Origin of the sequence: Halomonas organivorans, assembly GCF_014192055.1 — a bacterium.
GTDB classification, from domain to species: Bacteria; Pseudomonadota; Gammaproteobacteria; order Pseudomonadales; family Halomonadaceae; genus Halomonas; species Halomonas organivorans.
The window spans coordinates 1-17,535 of the sequence record NZ_JACHXM010000036.1 but is presented as its reverse complement, the minus strand read 5'-3'; the positions used below and the strand labels follow the sequence as shown (position 1 = coordinate 17,535).

Annotated in this window: 30 protein-coding genes; all 30 read left to right on the top strand. The window is 61.8% G+C overall.

What is annotated here, in order from left to right; all coding sequences use genetic code 11:
* Window positions 1-8: 8 nt before the first annotated feature.
* The 30 genes from fusA to rplQ all read left to right on the top strand — a co-directional run bounded on the left by fusA (window position 9) and on the right by rplQ (window position 17,288).
* On the top strand, window positions 9-2,129 hold the full coding sequence (gene fusA / locus FHR96_RS20095; RefSeq protein ID WP_183389500.1) for an elongation factor G: 2,121 nt from the start codon (window positions 9-11) through the stop codon (window positions 2,127-2,129).
* Window positions 2,130-2,158: 29 nt separating this feature from the next.
* Window positions 2,159-3,352, top strand: coding sequence for an elongation factor Tu (gene tuf, locus FHR96_RS20090; RefSeq protein WP_183389499.1), 1,194 nt, complete (start codon window positions 2,159-2,161; stop codon window positions 3,350-3,352).
* Between the two features lie 162 nt (window positions 3,353-3,514).
* The gene (gene rpsJ, locus FHR96_RS20085) at window positions 3,515-3,826 is read left to right on the top strand and encodes a 30S ribosomal protein S10 (RefSeq protein ID WP_010626466.1); all 312 of its coding nucleotides are present in this window, start codon (window positions 3,515-3,517) and stop codon (window positions 3,824-3,826) included.
* 148 nt (window positions 3,827-3,974) lie between these two features.
* Window positions 3,975-4,613 carry a 50S ribosomal protein L3 gene (rplC, locus tag FHR96_RS20080; protein WP_183389498.1) on the top strand — a complete coding sequence of 213 codons (639 nt, stop codon included), beginning with the start codon at window positions 3,975-3,977 and terminating at the stop codon, window positions 4,611-4,613.
* 14 nt (window positions 4,614-4,627) lie between these two features.
* Window positions 4,628-5,233: a 50S ribosomal protein L4 gene (gene rplD, locus FHR96_RS20075; protein ID WP_183389497.1), complete on the top strand. Its 606-nt coding sequence runs from the start codon at window positions 4,628-4,630 to the stop codon at window positions 5,231-5,233.
* Window positions 5,230-5,526, top strand: a complete 297-nt coding sequence (gene rplW / locus FHR96_RS20070; protein ID WP_035596350.1) for a 50S ribosomal protein L23 — start codon at window positions 5,230-5,232, stop codon at window positions 5,524-5,526. Before rplD ends, rplW begins: the two co-directional genes overlap by 4 nt.
* Window positions 5,527-5,543: 17 nt before the next feature.
* Window positions 5,544-6,374: a 50S ribosomal protein L2 gene (gene rplB / locus FHR96_RS20065; RefSeq protein WP_183389496.1), complete on the top strand. Its 831-nt coding sequence runs from the start codon at window positions 5,544-5,546 to the stop codon at window positions 6,372-6,374.
* A gap of 33 nt (window positions 6,375-6,407) precedes the next feature.
* The gene (gene rpsS, locus FHR96_RS20060) at window positions 6,408-6,683 is read left to right on the top strand and encodes a 30S ribosomal protein S19 (protein ID WP_072824351.1); all 276 of its coding nucleotides are present in this window, start codon (window positions 6,408-6,410) and stop codon (window positions 6,681-6,683) included.
* 18 nt (window positions 6,684-6,701) lie between these two features.
* On the top strand, window positions 6,702-7,034 hold the full coding sequence (rplV, locus tag FHR96_RS20055) for a 50S ribosomal protein L22 (protein ID WP_016856415.1): 333 nt from the start codon (window positions 6,702-6,704) through the stop codon (window positions 7,032-7,034).
* 11 nt (window positions 7,035-7,045) lie between these two features.
* Window positions 7,046-7,744, top strand: a complete 699-nt coding sequence (gene rpsC / locus FHR96_RS20050; RefSeq protein WP_183389495.1) for a 30S ribosomal protein S3 — start codon at window positions 7,046-7,048, stop codon at window positions 7,742-7,744.
* 15 nt (window positions 7,745-7,759) lie between these two features.
* Window positions 7,760-8,173 carry a 50S ribosomal protein L16 gene (rplP, locus tag FHR96_RS20045; RefSeq protein WP_149322616.1) on the top strand — a complete coding sequence of 138 codons (414 nt, stop codon included), beginning with the start codon at window positions 7,760-7,762 and terminating at the stop codon, window positions 8,171-8,173.
* Complete coding sequence (rpmC, locus tag FHR96_RS20040; protein ID WP_013331000.1) at window positions 8,173-8,364, top strand: 50S ribosomal protein L29; 192 nt, start codon at window positions 8,173-8,175, stop codon at window positions 8,362-8,364. Before rplP ends, rpmC begins: the two co-directional genes overlap by 1 nt.
* Window position 8,365: 1 nt before the next feature.
* Window positions 8,366-8,626 carry a 30S ribosomal protein S17 gene (gene rpsQ, locus FHR96_RS20035; RefSeq protein ID WP_183389494.1) on the top strand — a complete coding sequence of 87 codons (261 nt, stop codon included), beginning with the start codon at window positions 8,366-8,368 and terminating at the stop codon, window positions 8,624-8,626.
* Window positions 8,627-8,678: 52 nt separating this feature from the next.
* A complete protein-coding gene (gene rplN / locus FHR96_RS20030; protein WP_089688530.1) occupies window positions 8,679-9,050 on the top strand; it encodes a 50S ribosomal protein L14 in 372 nt (123 codons plus the stop codon).
* A 14-nt stretch (window positions 9,051-9,064) separates the two neighbouring features.
* A complete protein-coding gene (gene rplX / locus FHR96_RS20025; protein ID WP_183389493.1) occupies window positions 9,065-9,382 on the top strand; it encodes a 50S ribosomal protein L24 in 318 nt (105 codons plus the stop codon).
* Window positions 9,383-9,400: 18 nt separating this feature from the next.
* Window positions 9,401-9,940, top strand: coding sequence for a 50S ribosomal protein L5 (rplE, locus tag FHR96_RS20020; RefSeq protein WP_126485238.1), 540 nt, complete (start codon window positions 9,401-9,403; stop codon window positions 9,938-9,940).
* Window positions 9,941-9,950: 10 nt separating this feature from the next.
* On the top strand, window positions 9,951-10,256 hold the full coding sequence (gene rpsN, locus FHR96_RS20015; protein ID WP_183389492.1) for a 30S ribosomal protein S14: 306 nt from the start codon (window positions 9,951-9,953) through the stop codon (window positions 10,254-10,256).
* Window positions 10,257-10,288: 32 nt separating this feature from the next.
* Window positions 10,289-10,681 carry a 30S ribosomal protein S8 gene (gene rpsH / locus FHR96_RS20010; RefSeq protein WP_183389491.1) on the top strand — a complete coding sequence of 131 codons (393 nt, stop codon included), beginning with the start codon at window positions 10,289-10,291 and terminating at the stop codon, window positions 10,679-10,681.
* Window positions 10,682-10,690: 9 nt separating this feature from the next.
* Window positions 10,691-11,221, top strand: a complete 531-nt coding sequence (rplF, locus tag FHR96_RS20005; RefSeq protein WP_183389490.1) for a 50S ribosomal protein L6 — start codon at window positions 10,691-10,693, stop codon at window positions 11,219-11,221.
* A gap of 9 nt (window positions 11,222-11,230) precedes the next feature.
* Window positions 11,231-11,581, top strand: coding sequence for a 50S ribosomal protein L18 (rplR, locus tag FHR96_RS20000; protein WP_097790609.1), 351 nt, complete (start codon window positions 11,231-11,233; stop codon window positions 11,579-11,581).
* An 11-nt stretch (window positions 11,582-11,592) separates the two neighbouring features.
* Window positions 11,593-12,093 carry a 30S ribosomal protein S5 gene (rpsE, locus tag FHR96_RS19995; RefSeq protein ID WP_126485230.1) on the top strand — a complete coding sequence of 167 codons (501 nt, stop codon included), beginning with the start codon at window positions 11,593-11,595 and terminating at the stop codon, window positions 12,091-12,093.
* Between the two features lie 5 nt (window positions 12,094-12,098).
* On the top strand, window positions 12,099-12,281 hold the full coding sequence (rpmD, locus tag FHR96_RS19990) for a 50S ribosomal protein L30 (protein ID WP_183389489.1): 183 nt from the start codon (window positions 12,099-12,101) through the stop codon (window positions 12,279-12,281).
* A 3-nt stretch (window positions 12,282-12,284) separates the two neighbouring features.
* Window positions 12,285-12,719, top strand: a complete 435-nt coding sequence (gene rplO / locus FHR96_RS19985) for a 50S ribosomal protein L15 (protein WP_183389488.1) — start codon at window positions 12,285-12,287, stop codon at window positions 12,717-12,719.
* On the top strand, window positions 12,720-14,051 hold the full coding sequence (gene secY, locus FHR96_RS19980) for a preprotein translocase subunit SecY (RefSeq protein WP_183389487.1): 1,332 nt from the start codon (window positions 12,720-12,722) through the stop codon (window positions 14,049-14,051).
* A 77-nt stretch (window positions 14,052-14,128) separates the two neighbouring features.
* Window positions 14,129-14,242, top strand: a complete 114-nt coding sequence (gene rpmJ / locus FHR96_RS19975; RefSeq protein ID WP_008959154.1) for a 50S ribosomal protein L36 — start codon at window positions 14,129-14,131, stop codon at window positions 14,240-14,242.
* 125 nt (window positions 14,243-14,367) lie between these two features.
* On the top strand, window positions 14,368-14,724 hold the full coding sequence (gene rpsM / locus FHR96_RS19970; protein WP_183389486.1) for a 30S ribosomal protein S13: 357 nt from the start codon (window positions 14,368-14,370) through the stop codon (window positions 14,722-14,724).
* A gap of 38 nt (window positions 14,725-14,762) precedes the next feature.
* On the top strand, window positions 14,763-15,149 hold the full coding sequence (rpsK, locus tag FHR96_RS19965) for a 30S ribosomal protein S11 (protein WP_013331014.1): 387 nt from the start codon (window positions 14,763-14,765) through the stop codon (window positions 15,147-15,149).
* Window positions 15,150-15,161: 12 nt separating this feature from the next.
* Complete coding sequence (gene rpsD, locus FHR96_RS19960) at window positions 15,162-15,782, top strand: 30S ribosomal protein S4 (protein WP_183389485.1); 621 nt, start codon at window positions 15,162-15,164, stop codon at window positions 15,780-15,782.
* 84 nt (window positions 15,783-15,866) lie between these two features.
* Window positions 15,867-16,865 (top strand): DNA-directed RNA polymerase subunit alpha, encoded by a 999-nt coding sequence (locus FHR96_RS19955; protein WP_183389484.1) that lies wholly within the window; start codon window positions 15,867-15,869, stop codon window positions 16,863-16,865.
* Between the two features lie 39 nt (window positions 16,866-16,904).
* Window positions 16,905-17,288 (top strand): 50S ribosomal protein L17, encoded by a 384-nt coding sequence (rplQ, locus tag FHR96_RS19950; protein WP_183389483.1) that lies wholly within the window; start codon window positions 16,905-16,907, stop codon window positions 17,286-17,288.
* Window positions 17,289-17,535 lie beyond the last annotated feature (247 nt).

Here is a 17,535-nt window from a genome sequence, read left to right as displayed (position 1 = left end):
GTTACATCGTGGCTCGCAAGACTCCGCTTAAGCGTTACCGCAATATCGGTATCGTTGCCCACGTCGACGCCGGTAAGACGACCACTACCGAGCGCGTCCTGTTCTACACCGGTCTGTCTCACAAGGTCGGCGAGGTCCATGAGGGCGCCGCCACCATGGACTGGATGGAGCAGGAGCAGGAGCGTGGCATCACGATCACCTCTGCGGCGACCACCTGCTTCTGGCAGGGCATGAACAAGCAGTTCGATGAGCACCGTATCAACATCATCGACACCCCCGGACACGTCGACTTCACCATCGAGGTGGAGCGCTCCCTGCGCGTGCTGGACGGTGCCGTGGTGGTGCTGTGCGGTAGCTCCGGCGTGCAGCCGCAGACCGAGACCGTCTGGCGTCAGGCCAACAAGTACGAAGTGCCGCGCATGGTGTTCGTCAACAAGATGGACCGTGCCGGTGCCGACTTCTTCATGGTCGTCGACCAGCTGAAGACGCGCCTGGGTGCCAACGTCGTGCCGATCCAGATCAACTGGGGCGCCGAGGACGACTTCAAGGGCGTCGTCGACCTGATCCAGATGAAGGCCATCCTGTGGGATGAGGCCAACTTCGGCATGAACTACGACTTGGTCGACATCCCGGCCGAGCTGCAGGAAACCGCCGAGAAGTACCGCGAGGAAATGGTCGAGGCGGCCGCCGAGGCTTCCGAAGAGCTGATGGAGAAGTACCTCGAGGAAGGCGACCTGTCTCCCGAGGACATCAAGGCCGGCCTGCGTCGTCGTACTCTCGACAACGAGATCGTGCTCGTCACTTGTGGCTCCGCGTTCAAGAACAAGGGCGTGCAGGCCGTGCTCGATGGCGTCATCGAGTACATGCCGTCACCCACCGAGGTCAAGGCCATCGAGGGTGAGCTGGACGACAAGGACGGCACCATCGCGACTCGCGAGGCCGACGACAACGCGCCGTTCGCCGCGCTGGCGTTCAAGATCGCCACCGACCCGTTCGTCGGTACGCTGACCTTCATCCGCGTCTACTCAGGCGTGCTGAAGTCTGGCGACAGCGTCTTCAACTCCGTCAAGCAGAAGAAGGAGCGTGTCGGCCGTATCGTGCAGATGCACTCCAACTCCCGCGAGGAGATCAAGGAAGTGCTGGCCGGCGACATCGCCGCCTGCATCGGCCTGAAGGACGTCACTACCGGTGACACCCTGTGCGACCTGAACGACAAGATCGTGCTGGAGCGCATGGAGTTCCCGGATCCGGTGATTTCCGTGGCCGTGGAACCCAAGTCCAAGGCCGACCAGGAGAAGATGGGCGTGGCCCTCGGCAAGCTGGCCCAGGAGGATCCGTCCTTCCAGGTCAAGACCGACGAGGAAACTGGCCAGACCATCATCTCCGGCATGGGTGAGCTGCACCTTGATATCATCGTCGACCGCATGCGTCGCGAGTTCAAGGTCGATGCCAACATCGGCAAGCCGCAGGTCGCTTATCGCGAGACCATCCGCAAGAGCGTCGAGCAGGAAGGCAAGTTCGTGCGTCAGTCCGGTGGTCGCGGTCAGTACGGTCATGTGCACCTGCGCATCGAGCCGCTGACGGCCGAGGACAAGGGCGACGACGAAGACATGCACTTCAAGTTCGCTTCTGAAATCGTCGGCGGCGTGGTTCCCAAGGAATACGTGCCGGCCGTCGAGAAGGGAGCCTATGAGCAGCTCCAGAACGGTGTCATCGCGGGCTACCCGATGATTGACGTCAAGGTTACGCTGTTCGACGGTTCCTACCATGACGTGGACTCGAACGAGACCGCGTTCAAGGTCGCCTCTTCCATGGCGATCAAGGAAGGCGCACCCAAGGCCAAGGCCGTGCTGCTCGAGCCGGTGATGAAGGTCGAGGTCGTGACACCCGAGGAGTTCATGGGTGATGTCATGGGCGACCTGAACCGCCGTCGCGGTCTGGTCCAGGGGATGGATGACTCGTCCTCCGGCAAGGTCATCCGCGCCACCGTTCCGCTGGCTGAGATGTTCGGTTACGCAACCGATCTGCGCTCTCAGACCCAGGGCCGCGCAAGCTACACCATGGAGTTTGCGGATTACGAAGAGGCGCCGTCCAGCGTCGTTGAAGCCGTCATCAACCAGAACGGTTAACCGTTAGCTAACGTAAAGAGGTCATAGCAGTGGCTAAGGAAAAATTCGAACGTTCCAAACCGCACGTCAACGTCGGCACCATCGGTCACGTCGACCACGGCAAGACCACGCTGACTGCCGCCCTGACCCGCGTGTCCGCGGAAGTCTTCGGTGGCGACGCCCGTGCGTTTGACTCCATCGACAACGCCCCGGAAGAGCGTGAGCGCGGCATCACCATCGCCACCGCCCACGTCGAGTACCAGTCCGAAGTGCGCCACTACGCGCACGTCGACTGCCCGGGCCACGCCGACTACGTCAAGAACATGATCACCGGTGCTGCCCAGATGGACGGTGCCATCCTGGTCTGCTCCGCCGCCGACGGCCCCATGCCGCAGACTCGCGAGCACATCCTGCTGTCTCGTCAGGTCGGCGTGCCGTACATCGTCGTGTTCCTGAACAAGGCCGACATGGTCGACGACGAAGAGCTGCTCGAGCTGGTCGAGATGGAAGTTCGCGAACTCCTGAACGAGTACGACTTCCCGGGTGACGACACTCCGATCATCACCGGCTCCGCCCTGATGGCCCTGGAAGGCAAGGACGACAACGGCATGGGTACCACCGCCGTTGCCAACCTGATCAAGGCCCTGGACGAGTACATCCCGGAGCCGGAGCGTGCCATCGATCAGCCGTTCCTGATGCCGATCGAGGACGTGTTCTCCATCTCCGGTCGCGGTACCGTGGTGACCGGTCGTGTCGAGCGCGGCATCGTCAAGGCTGGCGAGGAAGTCGAGATCGTCGGTATCAAGGACACCACCAAGACCACCGTCACCGGTGTCGAGATGTTCCGCAAGCTGCTCGACGAAGGTCGTGCCGGCGAGAACATCGGCGCCCTGCTGCGCGGCACCAAGCGTGACGACGTCGAGCGTGGTCAGGTCCTGGCCAAGCCGGGCACCATCACCCCGCACACCAAGTTCGAGGCTGAGGTGTACGTGCTGTCCAAGGACGAGGGTGGTCGTCACACTCCGTTCTTCAAGGGCTATCGTCCGCAGTTCTACTTCCGTACCACCGACATCACTGGTACCTGTGAGCTGCCGGAAGGCGTCGAGATGGTCATGCCGGGCGACAACGTCAAGATGGTCGTCAGCCTGATCGCTCCGGTCGCCATGGACGAAGGTCTGCGCTTCGCCGTTCGTGAAGGCGGTCGTACCGTCGGCGCCGGCGTCGTGGCCAAGATCGTCGAGTAAGCTCAGGCTTCTCGAAAGATCGAAGGGGGCTCCGTCAGGAGCCCCCTTTCTGCGCACCGTCGCGAGGGTTTGACTCTCGTCGGCGGCGCGCCTATAATGCGCATCCTTTGAATGCGTGGGTTGACGGCTCGCGCCGTCAAGATCCATTGGAGTTTAGGGCAAATGCAGAACCAGAAGATTCGCATTCGGTTGAAGGCTTTCGACCACCGCCTGATCGACCAGTCCGCCGCGGAGATCGTTGATACCGCCAAGCGTACCGGCGCCCAGGTGCGGGGTCCGATTCCTCTGCCGACCAATCGCGAGCGCTACACCGTGCTGATCTCTCCGCACGTGAACAAGGATGCTCGTGATCAGTACGAGATTCGTACTCACAAGCGGGTGCTCGATATCGTCGAGCCCACCGAGAAGACCGTCGACGCACTGATGAAGCTCGACCTCGCCGCCGGCGTGGACGTGCAGATCAAGCTCGACTGATACCACACTAGACACTCGCGGCCCAGCGCCTGTCATGCACAGGCAGCAGCCGCCGCGCCGGGATGGCGCCACACAACGTGCTAGTGGAATGCTCTGGAAAGGGCAGCCATAGCGGGTGACAGCCCCGTACACTATAGGAGACGTAGTAATGACTATCGGTTTGGTCGGTAAAAAGGCCGGGATGACCCGTGTCTTTACCGAAGACGGCGCCTCTGTGCCCGTGACCGTGATCGAGGTTGAACCTAACCGCGTGACGCGCGTCAAGTCCGTCGAGTCCGACGGCTACGCCGCGGTGCAGGTGACCACCGGTTCCCGCAAGGCCAAGCATCTCTCCAAGGCCCAAGCCGGTCAGTTCGCCAAGGCCGGTATCGAGGCCGGTCGTTCGCTGATGGAGTTCCGCCTGGCAGAAGGCGACGAAGCTCCGGAAGTGGGCGGCGAGCTCACCGTATCCCTCTTCGAAGCTGGTCAGAAGATCGACGTGACCGGCACCTCCAAGGGTAAGGGTTTCCAGGGCGCCGTGAAGCGCTGGAACTTCCGCACCCAGGACAACAGCCACGGTAACTCCCTGTCCCACCGTGCGCCGGGTTCCATCGGCATGTGCCAGACCCCGGGTCGCGTGTTCAAGGGCAAGAAGATGGCCGGTCAGCTCGGCAACGAGCGCTGCACCGTCCAGAGCCTGGAAGTCGTCCGTGTCGACGCCGAGCGTAACCTGCTGCTGATCAAGGGTGCCGTACCCGGTGCCACCGGCAGTGATGTCATCGTGCGCAGCGCCGTCAAAGCAGGCTGAAGGGGAACTTACCGATGAATCTGAATCTTGCAGGTGCTGGCGGCACCGTCGAAGTCGCCGACGCTACCTTTGGCAAAGAATTCAACGAAGCGCTCGTGCACCAGGTCGTCACCGCCTATCTGGCCGGTGGTCGTCAGGGTACCCGCGCCCAGAAGAACCGTTCCGACGTGCGTGGCGGCGGCAAGAAGCCGTGGCGTCAGAAGGGCACCGGTCGTGCCCGCGCCGGTACCATCCGCTCGCCGATCTGGCGTGCCGGCGGCGTGACCTTCGCGGCCCGTCCGCAGGACCACTCCCAGAAGGTCAACCGCAAGATGTACCGTGCGGCCATGCGCTCGATTCTCTCCGAGCTGGTTCGTCAGGAGCGTCTGGTGGCCGTCGACGCCTTTGCCGTCGAAACCCCCAAGACCAAGCAACTGGTCGCCAAGCTCAATGAGCTGGGTCTGGAGAAGGTGCTGATCGTCACCGAAGAGGTCGACGAGAACCTGTACCTCGCCGCCCGCAACATCCCGAACGTGGATGTGGTGGACGTCGCTGCCGCCGATCCGGTGAGCCTGGTCGCCTTCGACAAGGTGCTGGCCACCGTCTCCGCTCTGCGCAAATTCGAGGAGAAGCTGGCATGAACCAGGAACGTGTATTCAAGGTGCTGCTGGGCCCGCACGTGACCGAGAAGGCCGCCATGGCCGCCGAGCGCAACCAGTACGTGTTCAAGGTGGCGAGCGACGCGACCAAGCCCGAGATCAAGACCGCCGTCCAGGAACTGTTCGGCAAGAAGGTCGATCGCGTTCAGGTGCTGAACGTCAAGGGCAAGACCAAGCGCACCGCGCATGGCACCGGTCTCCGTAAAGGCTATCGCAAGGCGTACGTGACACTGGCCGCCGGCGAGACGCTCGAAGACTTCTCTGGCGCCGAGTAAAGGCAGGAGCACGGATCATGGCAATCGTCAAGACTAAACCTACTTCCGCCGGTCGTCGCCACGTCGTCAAGATCGTCGGCGAGGAGCTGTACAAGGGCCGCGCTTACGCGCCGCTGCTCGAGAAACAGTCCAAGTCCGGTGGCCGTAACAATTACGGTCGCATCACCACCCGCCACGTGGGCGGTGGGCACCGTCATCACTATCGGATCATCGACTTCAAGCGCACCAAGGATGGCGTTCCCGCCGTCGTCGAGCGCCTGGAGCATGACCCGAACCGTAGCGCCCACATCGCGCTGCTCAAGTACATGGACGGCGAGCGCCGCTACATCATCGCCCCGCGCGGTGTGCAGGCCGGCGACCGTCTCGAGTCCGGCGTGAATGCAGCGATCAAGAAGGGCAACGCCCTGCCGCTGCGCAACATCCCGCTGGGTTCCACCGTGCACTGCATCGAGCTCAAGCCCGGCAAGGGCGCCCAGCTCGCACGCAGCGCCGGCACCAGCGCCCAGCTGGTCGCCCGCGAAGGCAACTACGCCACCCTGCGTCTGCGCTCCGGCGAAATGCGCAAGGTGCTGGCCGAGTGCCGCGCGACTCTGGGTGAGGTGAGCAACTCCGAGCACAGCCTGCGTCAGCTTGGCAAGGCCGGTGCGAAGCGCTGGAGAGGTGTGCGCCCGACGGTTCGCGGCGTGGCCATGAACCCGGTGGATCACCCGCACGGCGGTGGTGAAGGCCGCACCAGCGGTGGTCGTCACCCGGTGTCTCCGTGGGGCATGCCCACCAAGGGCCACAAGACCCGCAAGAACAAGCGCACCGACAAGCTGATCGTCCGTCGCCGCAAGGCCCGGAAATAAGATCCAACGCCAAGACATCAAGAGGTAACGGCTGTGCCACGTTCACTGAAGAAAGGTCCCTTTATTGACCTTCATCTGCTGAAGAAGGTTGAGACTGCAGTGGAGAAGAACGACCGCAAACCGATCAAGACCTGGTCGCGTCGTTCCATGATCCTGCCCAACATGGTCGGGCTCACCATTGCAGTCCATAACGGTCGCCAGCACGTCCCGGTGCACGTCTCCGAGGAAATGGTTGGCCACAAGCTGGGCGAATTCGCTGCCACCCGCACTTATCGCGGTCATGCGGCGGACAAGAAAGCCAAACGGTAAGCCGAGAGAGGATTAGAGATGGAAGTCACAGCAAAGCTGCGTGGCGCTAGCTTATCCGCCCAGAAGGCCCGTTTGGTGGCTGACCAGGTGCGCGGTAAGCCGGTCGCCGAAGCACTCGACCTGCTGACCTTCTCCCCGAAGAAGGCGGCCAAGCTGGTCAAGAAGGTGCTGCAGTCCGCCATCGCGAACGCGGAAGAAAACAACGGCATGGATATCGACGAGCTGCGTGTCTCGACCATCTGCGTCGATGAGGGCATGACGCTCAAGCGCATCCGTCCGCGCGCCAAGGGCCGTGCGGATCGCATTCTGAAGCGCACCTGCCACATCACCGTCAAGGTAGCCGAGAAGTAGGAGTCGACCAGATGGGTCAGAAAGTCAATCCGACAGGCATTCGCCTGGGTATCGTCAAGGACCATACCTCGGTCTGGTATGCCGAGCGCGGCGCCTATGCCGACAAGCTGAACAACGACCTCGAGGTGCGTCGCTTCCTGGAGGAGCGTCTGAAAAACGCCTCCGTGAGCAAGATCACCATCGAGCGTCCGGCCAACAACGCCCGCATCACCATTCACACTGCCCGCCCGGGCATCGTGATTGGCAAGAAGGGCGAGGACGTCGATCGCCTGCGTCGCGACGTCACTCAGATGATGGGCGTGCCGGTGCACGTCAACATCGAGGAAGTCCGCAAGCCGGAGCTGGACGCCCAGCTCGTCGCCCAGAACATTGCCGGCCAGCTCGAACGTCGCGTGATGTTCCGTCGCGCCATGAAGCGTTCCGTGCAGAACGCCATGCGCCTGGGTGCTGGCGGTATCAAGGTGCAGCTCTCCGGTCGCCTTGGCGGCGCCGAGATCGCCCGTACCGAGTGGTACCGTGAAGGTCGCGTTCCGCTGCACACCCTGCGTGCGGACATCGACTACGCCACCTACGAAGCCAAGACCACCTACGGCATCATCGGTGTCAAGGTCTGGGTCTTCAAAGGTGAAATCCTCGGGGGCATCGAGGAGGTCCGCGCCAAGGCTAAGCAGCCGCAAGGGGCGCCCTCCAAGAAGAAAGGTTCCAGGTAAGGGGAGAGCGAGTCGATGTTACAACCCAAGCGTTTGAAGTTCCGCAAGGTGCAGAAAGGCCGCAACCGTGGCCTTGCACATCGCGGTAACAAGGTGAGCTTCGGCGAATATGGCCTCAAGGCCACCGGCCGTGGCCGCGTCACCGCCCGTCAGATCGAAGCCGGCCGTCGTGCCATCACGCGTCACGTCAAGCGTGGTGGCAAGATCTGGATCCGTGTCTTCCCGGACAAGCCGATTTCCAAGAAGCCGCTGGAAGTCCGGATGGGTAAAGGTAAGGGCTCCGTCGAGTACTGGGTCGCACAGATTCAGCCCGGCCGTGTCCTGTACGAGATCGAAGGCGTTTCCGAGGAGCTGGCTCGCGAGGCATTTGGCCTGGCGGCACAGAAGTTCCCGGTCTCCACCACCTTTGTGAAACGGACGGTGATGTGATGAAAGCCCAGGAAATTCGTGAAAAGTCCGCCGAGCAGCTCCAGGAGCAGCTCTTCGAACTCCTCCGCGAGCAGTTCAACCTGCGCATGCAGAAGGCCACCGGCCAGCTCAGCCAGACTCATCTGCTCAAGCAGGTTCGTCGGGATATCGCCCGGGTGAAGACTGTGCTCAACGAGAAGGCAGGTGTCTGAGATGGCCGAAGAAAAGAAAGCCCGTACGCTCACCGGCAAGGTGGTGAGCGACAAGATGGACAAGTCCATCGTCGTGATGATCGAGCGTCGTGAGCGCCACCCGATCTACGGCAAGTACGTAAAGCGCTCCACCAAGCTGCACGCCCATGACGAGGCGAACCAGGCCAAGGCTGGTGACACGGTGTCCATCGAGGAGTGCCGTCCGCTGTCCAAGAAGAAGGCCTGGACCCTGGTCGAAGTCGTTGAACAGGCCAAGGGTTGATCGGCAAACGCCAGTCGAACCAGTGCAGTCAGTTTAGGTTTGGAGAAAACCGATGATTCAGACTCAGACAATGCTGGATGTCGCTGACAACAGCGGGGCGCGCCGGGTGCAATGCATCAAGGTGCTGGGCGGTTCTCACCGCCGTTACGCCCGCGTCGGCGACATCATCAAAGTCACGGTGAAGGAAGCCATCCCGCGTGGCAAGGTCAAGAAGGGCCAGGTCCTCAAGGCGGTGGTGGTTCGCACCCGCAGTGGCGTCCGTCGTAACGACGGGTCGCTGATCCGCTTCGATGGAAATGCGGCGGTTCTGTTGAACAACACCAACGAGCAGCCGATCGGTACCCGGATCTTCGGTCCGGTGACCCGTGAGCTTCGTACCGAGAAGTTCATGAAGATCATTTCCTTGGCGCCTGAAGTGCTGTAAGGAGCGAGGCGGATATGCAAAAGATCAAACGTGACGACGAAGTCGTCGTCATCGCCGGCAAGGACAAGGGCAAGCGTGGCACCGTGAAGCGCGTCCTCAAGGACGACCGCTACATCGTGTCCGGTGTGAACATGATCAAGCGTCACACCAAGCCTAATCCCATGGCGGGAAATCAGGGCGGTATCGTCGAGCGCGAGGCTCCGATTCACGCGTCCAACGTGGCCATCTTCAACCAGGAGACCGGTAAGGCGGATCGCGTCGGCTTCCAGGTTCAGGAAGACGGTACCAAGGTACGTATCTACAAGTCGACGCAAGCGCAGATCGACGCCTAACGCGAGTCGGGTAGCAAAATGGCGAACTTGAAAGAACGTTATCAAAACGAGGTGGTGGCTCAACTCAAAGAGCAGTTCAGCTACGCCAACGTTATGCAGGTGCCCCGGATCACCAAGGTGACCCTGAACATGGGCATCGGCGAAGCGACCAGCGACAAGAAGCTGATCGACAACGCCATCGGCGACCTGGAGAAGCTCTCCGGTCAGAAGCCGCTGGTGACCAAGGCACGCAAGTCCATCGCGGGCTTCAAGGTGCGTGAAGGCTGGCCGATCGGGATCAAGGTGACCCTGCGCTCTGAGCGCATGTGGGACTTCCTCGATCGCCTGGTGAATATCGCGATCCCCCGCGTTCGTGACTTCCGTGGTCTCAACCCGAAGTCCTTCGACGGTCGTGGCAACTACTCGATGGGGGTGCGTGAGCAGATCATCTTCCCGGAGATCGAATATGATAAGATCGATCGGATCCGTGGTCTGGATGTCACCATCACCACCACCGCCAACACCGATGAAGAAGGTCGTGCGCTGCTGAGCGCGCTGAACTTCCCGTTCAAGAAATAAGGGTGGGATCATGGCAAAGAAAAGCATGGTAGAGCGTGAAGCGAAGCGCGCCCAGCTGGTGGAGAAATACGCCGCCAAGCGCGCTGCGCTCAAGGCGATCATCCAGGACGTGAACGCTTCCGACGAAGAGCGCTTCGACGCAACGCTGAAGTTGCAGCAGCTGCCGCGTGACTCCAGCCCGGTGCGCCAGCGCAACCGCTGCCGCGTCACCGGCCGTCCGCACGGCTACTACAACAAGTTCGGCCTCGGCCGCAACAAGCTGCGTGAAGCCGCCATGCGTGGCGACGTGCCCGGACTCAAGAAGTCCAGCTGGTAACGCCACGTAGAATCATCAGGAGCGCAACGTAAATGAGCATGCAAGACACTCTGGCGGATATGTTCACCCGTATCCGCAATGCGCAGATGGCCACCAAGGAGACGGTTTCCATGCCGTCCTCCAAGCTCAAGGTCGAGGTGGCCCGCGTGCTGAAGGAAGAGGGTTATGTGACCGACTACGGCGTCAGCGAGTCGGCCAAGCCCGAGCTGACCGTGACCCTCAAGTACTTTGAAGGCAAGCCGGTCATCGAACATCTGCAGCGGGCCTCCAAGCCGTCTCTGCGCAGCTACAAGGGCAAGGATTCCCTGCCCAAGGTTGCCGAGGGCCTGGGTATCGCGATCGTCACCACCTCCAAGGGTGTGATGACCGACCGCGCGGCCCGCCAGGCCGGTGTCGGTGGTGAAGTCATCTGCACCGTATTCTAGGAGTTTGGAATGTCACGCGTAGCCAAATATCCGGTTAAACTGCCCGCCGGCGTCGAGTTCAAGCTCGACGGCGACCAGCTGTCCGTCAAGGGCGGCCAGGGCACGCTGTCCATGACCGTGCACCCAGACGTGGTGGTCGCTCAGGAGGAAGGTCAGGTGACCTTCCAGCCGAGCGAAAGCGCCAAGAGCTGGGCGATGGCCGGTACCACCCGTGCCCTGGTTCAGAACCTGGTCACCGGTGTTTCCGAGGGCTTCACCAAGTCCCTCGAAATCAATGGCGTCGGTTATCGTGCCCAGGCAAAGGGCCAGACGCTGAACCTGACACTGGGCTTCTCCCACCCGGTCGACTATGAACTGCCTGAAGGTGTCACGGCGGAAACGCCGAAGAACACCATCATCGTGCTGAAGAGCGCGGACAAGCAGAAGCTCGGCCAGGTAGCCGCGGAAATCCGCGCCTTCCGTCCGCCCGAGCCCTACAAGGGCAAGGGTATCCGGTACGGCGACGAGCAGGTCCGCCGCAAAGAAGCCAAGAAGAAGTAAGGCAGGGTTATGAACGCGAAGAAAGAATCTCGTCTCCGTCGTGCCCGCCGCGCTCGCGCCAAGATCCGCGAGCTGGGCGTGTATCGCCTGTGCGTCAACCGTACCCCGCGCCACATCTACGCGCAGATCATCTCGCCGGATGGTGGCAAGGTCCTGGCCAGCGCTTCCACGCTGGACAAGGCCCTGCGCGAGGGTGCGACCGGTAACGTCGACGCCGCCTCCAAGGTGGGCGCGCTGATTGCCGAACGCGCCAAGCAGGCTGGCATCACCCAGGTGGCCTTCGATCGTGCCGGTTTCAAGTACCACGGTCGTGTCAAGGCCCTGGCCGACGCCGCTCGTGAAGGCGGCCTGGAATTCTAAAGGGTTTTACGATGGCGAAGAACGAACAGCAAAGCGGCGATCTGCAGGAAAAGCTCGTGCAGGTCAACCGTGTCGCCAAGGTGGTCAAGGGTGGCCGGATCTTCGGCTTTACTGCCCTGACCGTCGTCGGTGACGGTAACGGTCGTGTCGGCTTCGGTCGTGGCAAGGCGCGTGAAGTGCCGGTCGCGATCCAGAAGGCCATGGACCAGGCGCGTCGCAACATGGTCAAGGTCAACCTCACCGGCGGCACTCTGCAGTACCCGGTCAAGGCCCGTCATGGCGCCTCCAAGGTGTACATGCAGCCGGCCTCCGAGGGTACCGGCATCATCGCCGGCGGCGCCATGCGCTCCGTGCTGGAGCTGGCCGGCGTCCATGACGTCCTGGCCAAGTGCTACGGCTCCACCAACCCGGTGAACGTGGTGCGGGCGACCGTCAACGGTCTGGCCTCCCTGCAGTCGCCGGAAGACGTGGCCGCCAAGCGCGGTCTGTCAGTCGAAGCGATCACGGGGTGAGTACCATGACAGCTACGATCAAGGTTACCCAGACCCGCAGCACCATCGGCGTGCTGGCCAAGCACAAGGCCACCATGAAGGGCCTCGGCCTGCGTCGCATCGGTCACACGGTCGAACTGGAAGACACCCCTGCCGTTCGCGGCATGATCCACAAGGTCAACTACCTTGTGCGTGTTGAGGGAGAGTAATCCATGAAACTCAATAGCCTGAGCCCGGCACCGGGCTCCAAGCACGCCGAGAAGCGCGTCGGTCGTGGCATCGGCTCCGGTCTGGGCAAGACCGGTGGCCGTGGCCACAAGGGCCTCAAGTCGCGCAGCGGCGGCAGCGTGAAGCCCGGCTTCGAGGGCGGCCAGATGCCGCTGCAGCGTCGTCTGCCGAAGTTCGGTTTCACCTCGGCGAAGTCGCTGGTCTCCGAGGAGGTTCGCCTGGCCGAACTGGCCCGTGTCGAAGGTGACGAGGTCACCCTGGACACCCTCAAGCAGGCCAACGTGCTGAAGGATGCCACCCAGTATGCCAAGGTGATCCTTTCCGGCGATCTGAACAAGGCGGTTACCGTCCGCGGCCTCAAGGTCACCAAGGGTGCCCGTGCCGCGATCGAAGCCGCCGGCGGCAAGGTAGAGGACTAAATGGCCAAGTCAGGAAACATGCCGGCGATGGGCAGCGGTCTGAGCGAACTCTGGGCGCGTCTGCGCTTCGTGCTCATCGCCATCGTGGTCTACCGTATCGGTGCCCACATTCCCGTCCCCGGTATCAATCCTGACCAGCTTGCTGCCTTGTTCAGGGAGCAGCAGGGCACCATCCTTGGCATGTTCAACATGTTCTCGGGCGGTGCCCTGGAGCGCATGAGCATCCTCGCCCTGGGCATCATGCCCTACATCTCGGCGTCGATCATCATGCAGCTGCTGACCGCCGTCTCGCCCCAGCTCGAGCAGCTGAAGAAAGAGGGCGAGGCCGGTCGTCGCAAGATCAGCCAGTACACTCGCTACGGCACGGTGGTGCTGGCGTTCGTTCAGGCCACCGGCATGTCGGTGGGCCTGGCGAGCCAGGGCATTGCCTACACGGCTGACTTCAGCTTCTATTTCACCGCCGTCGTCACCTTCGTGTGCGGGGCGGTGTTCCTGATGTGGCTGGGTGAGCAGATCACCGAGAAGGGCATCGGCAACGGCATCTCGTTGCTGATCTTTTCGGGGATCGTTGCCGGTCTGCCGGGTGCCGTGGGGCAGGCCTTCGAGCTGGCCCGCAACGAAGGTGCCTGGAACGTACTGCCGCTGCTGGCCTTGTCCCTCCTGGGCATCGCCACCGTGGCGTTCGTGGTGTTCATCGAGCGCGGCCAGCGTCGCATCACGGTGAACTATCCGCGGCGTCAGGTCGGCAACAAGATGTATGCCGGCCAGAGCAGCTACCTGCCGCTCAAGGTCAACATGGCGGGTGTGATTCCGGCGATCTTCGCCTCGAGTATCCTGCTCTTCCCGGCCTCGCTGGGTCAGTGGGTAGGTGCCGGGGACGGCATGGAGTGGCTGCAGCGCGCATCCCAGGCCCTTGGGCCGGGACAGCCGCTGTACATCTTGCTTTTCGCGGCAGCGGTGGTATTCTTCTGCTTCTTTTACACAGCGCTGGTCTTCAACCCCAAGGATGTTGCCGACAACCTCAAGAAGTCGGGAGCCTTCCTGCCGGGTATCCGCCCTGGTGAGCAGACCGCTCGCTACGTCGACAAGGTCATGACCCGTCTGACCCTGTTCGGGGCCCTCTACATCACCGCGGTTTCCCTGATGCCCCAGTTCCTGATCGTGGCCTGGAACGTGCCGTTCTTCTTCGGCGGTACCTCGCTGCTGATCGTGGTGGTGGTGATCATGGACTTCATGGCTCAGGTGCAGTCGCATCTCATGTCGCACCAGTACGAGTCGGTGATGAAGAAGTCCAACCTGAAAGGCTACGGTAGCGGCGGCATCATGCGCTGAGGCGCGCCGCTGGCGAATTGGCGCGCCGCGAGCTGAACCGTTGGTTCGCCTCGCGAGCCAACAATGGAGATGGAACGATGAAAGTTCGAGCTTCCGTGAAGAAAATGTGCCGTAACTGCAAGATCATTCGTCGCAATGGCGCCGTGCGCGTCATCTGCAGCGAGCCGCGGCACAAGCAGCGCCAGGGCTGATACCCTGACGCTGCACTAAACCGGGTGCCGGCATACCCCTTGCCCTTCGCTGGGTAAAGGGGTATGCTGTTGCGCCTTTTGTAGATGACTAATCGAGCAAGCCGCTCAATTTTCGGAGTAAGCTGATGGCCCGTATTGCAGGCGTCAATATCCCGGACAACAAGCATGCGGCGATCTCGCTGACCTATATCTTCGGGATTGGCCGTACTCGTGCACAGGAAATCTGTGTCGCGGCCGGCATTGCGCCGACCACCAAGATCCAGGAGCTGTCTTCTGACGAAGTCGACACCCTGCGTTCCGAAGTCGGTAAGTACACCGTTGAAGGCGATCTTCGTCGTGATGTGACGCTGAACATCAAGCGTCTCATGGACCTGGGTTGCTATCGTGGTCTGCGTCATCGTCGTGGTCTGCCGCTGAACGGTCAGCGGACCAAGACCAATGCGCGCACCCGCAAGGGTCCGCGTAAGCCGATTCGCAAATAACACGCACGTTCTGCGTAACGACAGGAATTGACATCAACATGGCTAACCCGCGTAGCAACCGTAAGAAGGTTAAAAAGCAGGTAGTGGATGCCGTCGCGCATATCCACGCCTCTTTTAACAACACGATCATTACGATCACAGACCGCCAGGGCAACGCCCTCTCCTGGGCGACTGCCGGTGGTTCGGGTTTTCGTGGTTCTCGCAAGAGCACCCCGTTCGCTGCTCAAGTGGCAAGCGAACGTGCAGCGACCGCTGCAGCCGAGTATGGTGTGAAAAACGTCGACGTGCTGGTCAAAGGCCCCGGTCCGGGCCGTGAATCCGCCGTGCGTGCACTCAATGCCGCCGGCTTCCGCGTGCAGAGCATCACCGACGCGACGCCCATTCCCCACAATGGCTGCCGTCCGCCGAAGAAACGCCGCGTTTAAGGAGACAGATTCATGGCTCGTTATATTGGACCGAAGTGCAAACTGTCTCGTCGTGAAGGCACCGACCTCTTCCTGAAGAGCGGTGTCACTCCCTTCGAGAAGAAGTGCAAATCCGAGCAGATCCCGGGTGTGCACGGCCAGCGTCGTCAGCGGATTTCCGACTACGGCTTGCAGCTTCGCGAGAAGCAGAAAGTGCGCCGCATGTATGGCGTACTCGAGAAGCAGTTCCGCAACTACTACAAGGAAGCGGCCCGTCTGAAGGGCGCGACCGGTGAGCTGTTGCTGCAGCTTCTCGAATCCCGACTGGACAACGTCGTCTACCGCATGGGCTACGGCGCCACTCGTTCCGAGGCACGCCAGCTGGTGAGCCACAAGGCGATCGCCGTCAACGGCAAGACCGTCAACGTGGCTTCCTACCAGGTCAAGCCCGGTGACGTGGTCTCCGTCCGCGAGAAGGCCAAGAACCAGGCGCGTATCCAGAACGCTCTGGGCATCGCCGCCAACCGTGGCGATGTGGCCTGGGTCGAGGTCGATGCCAAGAAGATGGAAGGCACTTTCAAGGCTCTGCCTGAACGCGGTGACCTGTCTGCCGACATCAATGAGCAACTGATCGTCGAGCTGTACTCGAAGTAAGCGGCGATCGCCGCGCCGCCCTCCCCGCGGGGTGGGCGGCCTTCAGTACCGAGTATCCGTTTGGCAGCCTGAAAGGTATTCATCATGCAGCGTTCAGTGACAGAGTTTCTCCGTCCTCGCGACATCAAGGTCGAAGAGATCAACGCGCACCACGCGAAGATCGTGCTCGAGCCCTTCGAGCGGGGCTTCGGCCACACTCTGGGCAATGCTCTGCGTCGCATCCTGCTCTCGTCCATGCCCGGCTGTGCCGTGGTAGAGGCCGAGATCGCCGGTGTCGACCACGAGTACAGCGCGATCGAGGGCGTCCAGGAAGATGTCATCGAAATCCTCCTGAACCTCAAGGACGTGGCGATCAAGATGCACAGCCGCGACGAGGCGGTGCTCTCGCTGAACAAGCAGGGCCCGGCCGTCGTGACTGCGGGCGATATCGCTCTCGATCATGACGTCGAGATCGTCAACCCCGAGCACGTCATCGCGCACGTCAACGAGGGCGCCGAGCTGAAGATGCAGCTCAAGGTGGCCCGCGGCCGCGGCTATGAGCCGGCGGACGTCCGCGGCGATGCCGACGACGAGTCTCGTGCCATCGGCCGCCTGCAGCTGGATGCAACCTTCAGCCCCGTGCGTCGGGTTTCCTACACTGTCGAGGCCGCGCGTGTCGAACAGCGCACCGACCTCGACAAGCTGATTCTCAACCTGGAAACCGACGGCACCCTGGATCCGGAAGAGGCGATCCGTCGCAGCGCGACCATCCTGCAGGAGCAGCTGGCCGCGTTCGTCGACCTGGAAGCCGACAAGGAACAGGAAGTGGAAGAGGAAGAGGATCACATCGATCCGATCCTGCTGCGCCCCGTAGACGATCTCGAGTTGACCGTTCGCAGTGCCAACTGCCTGAAGGCCGAGAACATCTACTACATCGGGGACCTGATCCAGCGCACCGAGGTGGAGCTGCTGAAGACCCCGAATCTCGGCAAGAAGTCCCTGAACGAGATCAAGGACGTGTTGGCCGCTCGTGGCCTGTCCCTGGGCATGCGGCTGGAAAACTGGCCGCCCGCTAGCCTGAAGGACGACAAGGCCTCCGCGTGAGCGTCGACTCGAGTCCCAGTTTGGTAAGGAATCACAACCATGCGTCATCGTAAGAGTGGTCGTCACCTGAATCGTACCAGCTCGCATCGTCAGGCCATGTTCAAGAACATGTGCGTGTCGCTGGTCGAGCACGAAGTGATCAAGACAACCCTGCCCAAGGCCAAGGAGCTGCGTCGTCATATCGAGCCGCTGATCACCCTGGCCAAGCAGGACAGCGTCGCCAACCGTCGTCTGGCCTTCAGCCGCACCCGCTCCAAGGAAGCGGTCGGCAAGCTCTTCAATGAGCTGGGTCCGCGTTACGTCGAGCGCCCGGGCGGTTACGTCCGTGTGCTGAAGTGCGGCTACCGCACCGGCGACAACGCCCCCATGGCCTACGTCGAACTGGTCGACCGTCCGGTCGTCGAGGAAGCCGCCGAGGATTGATCCTCGCGCGCGACCTCAAGGTCCGACACCAAACCGGCTCCCCTAGGGGAGCCGGTTTTTTTTGTGCCGGGCTTCGCCGGGAGCCGGAAGAGCGCCTGCTCCGCAGGCTTGAGCTTGACGCTGGAAGAAAACCCTTGACCCGATGATGGCGAGGTTCATGCTGCCTTCCAGCTTCCAGCTTCCAGCTTCCAGCTTCCAGCTTCCAGCTTCCAGCTTCCAGCTTCCAGCTTCCAGCTTCCAGCTTCCA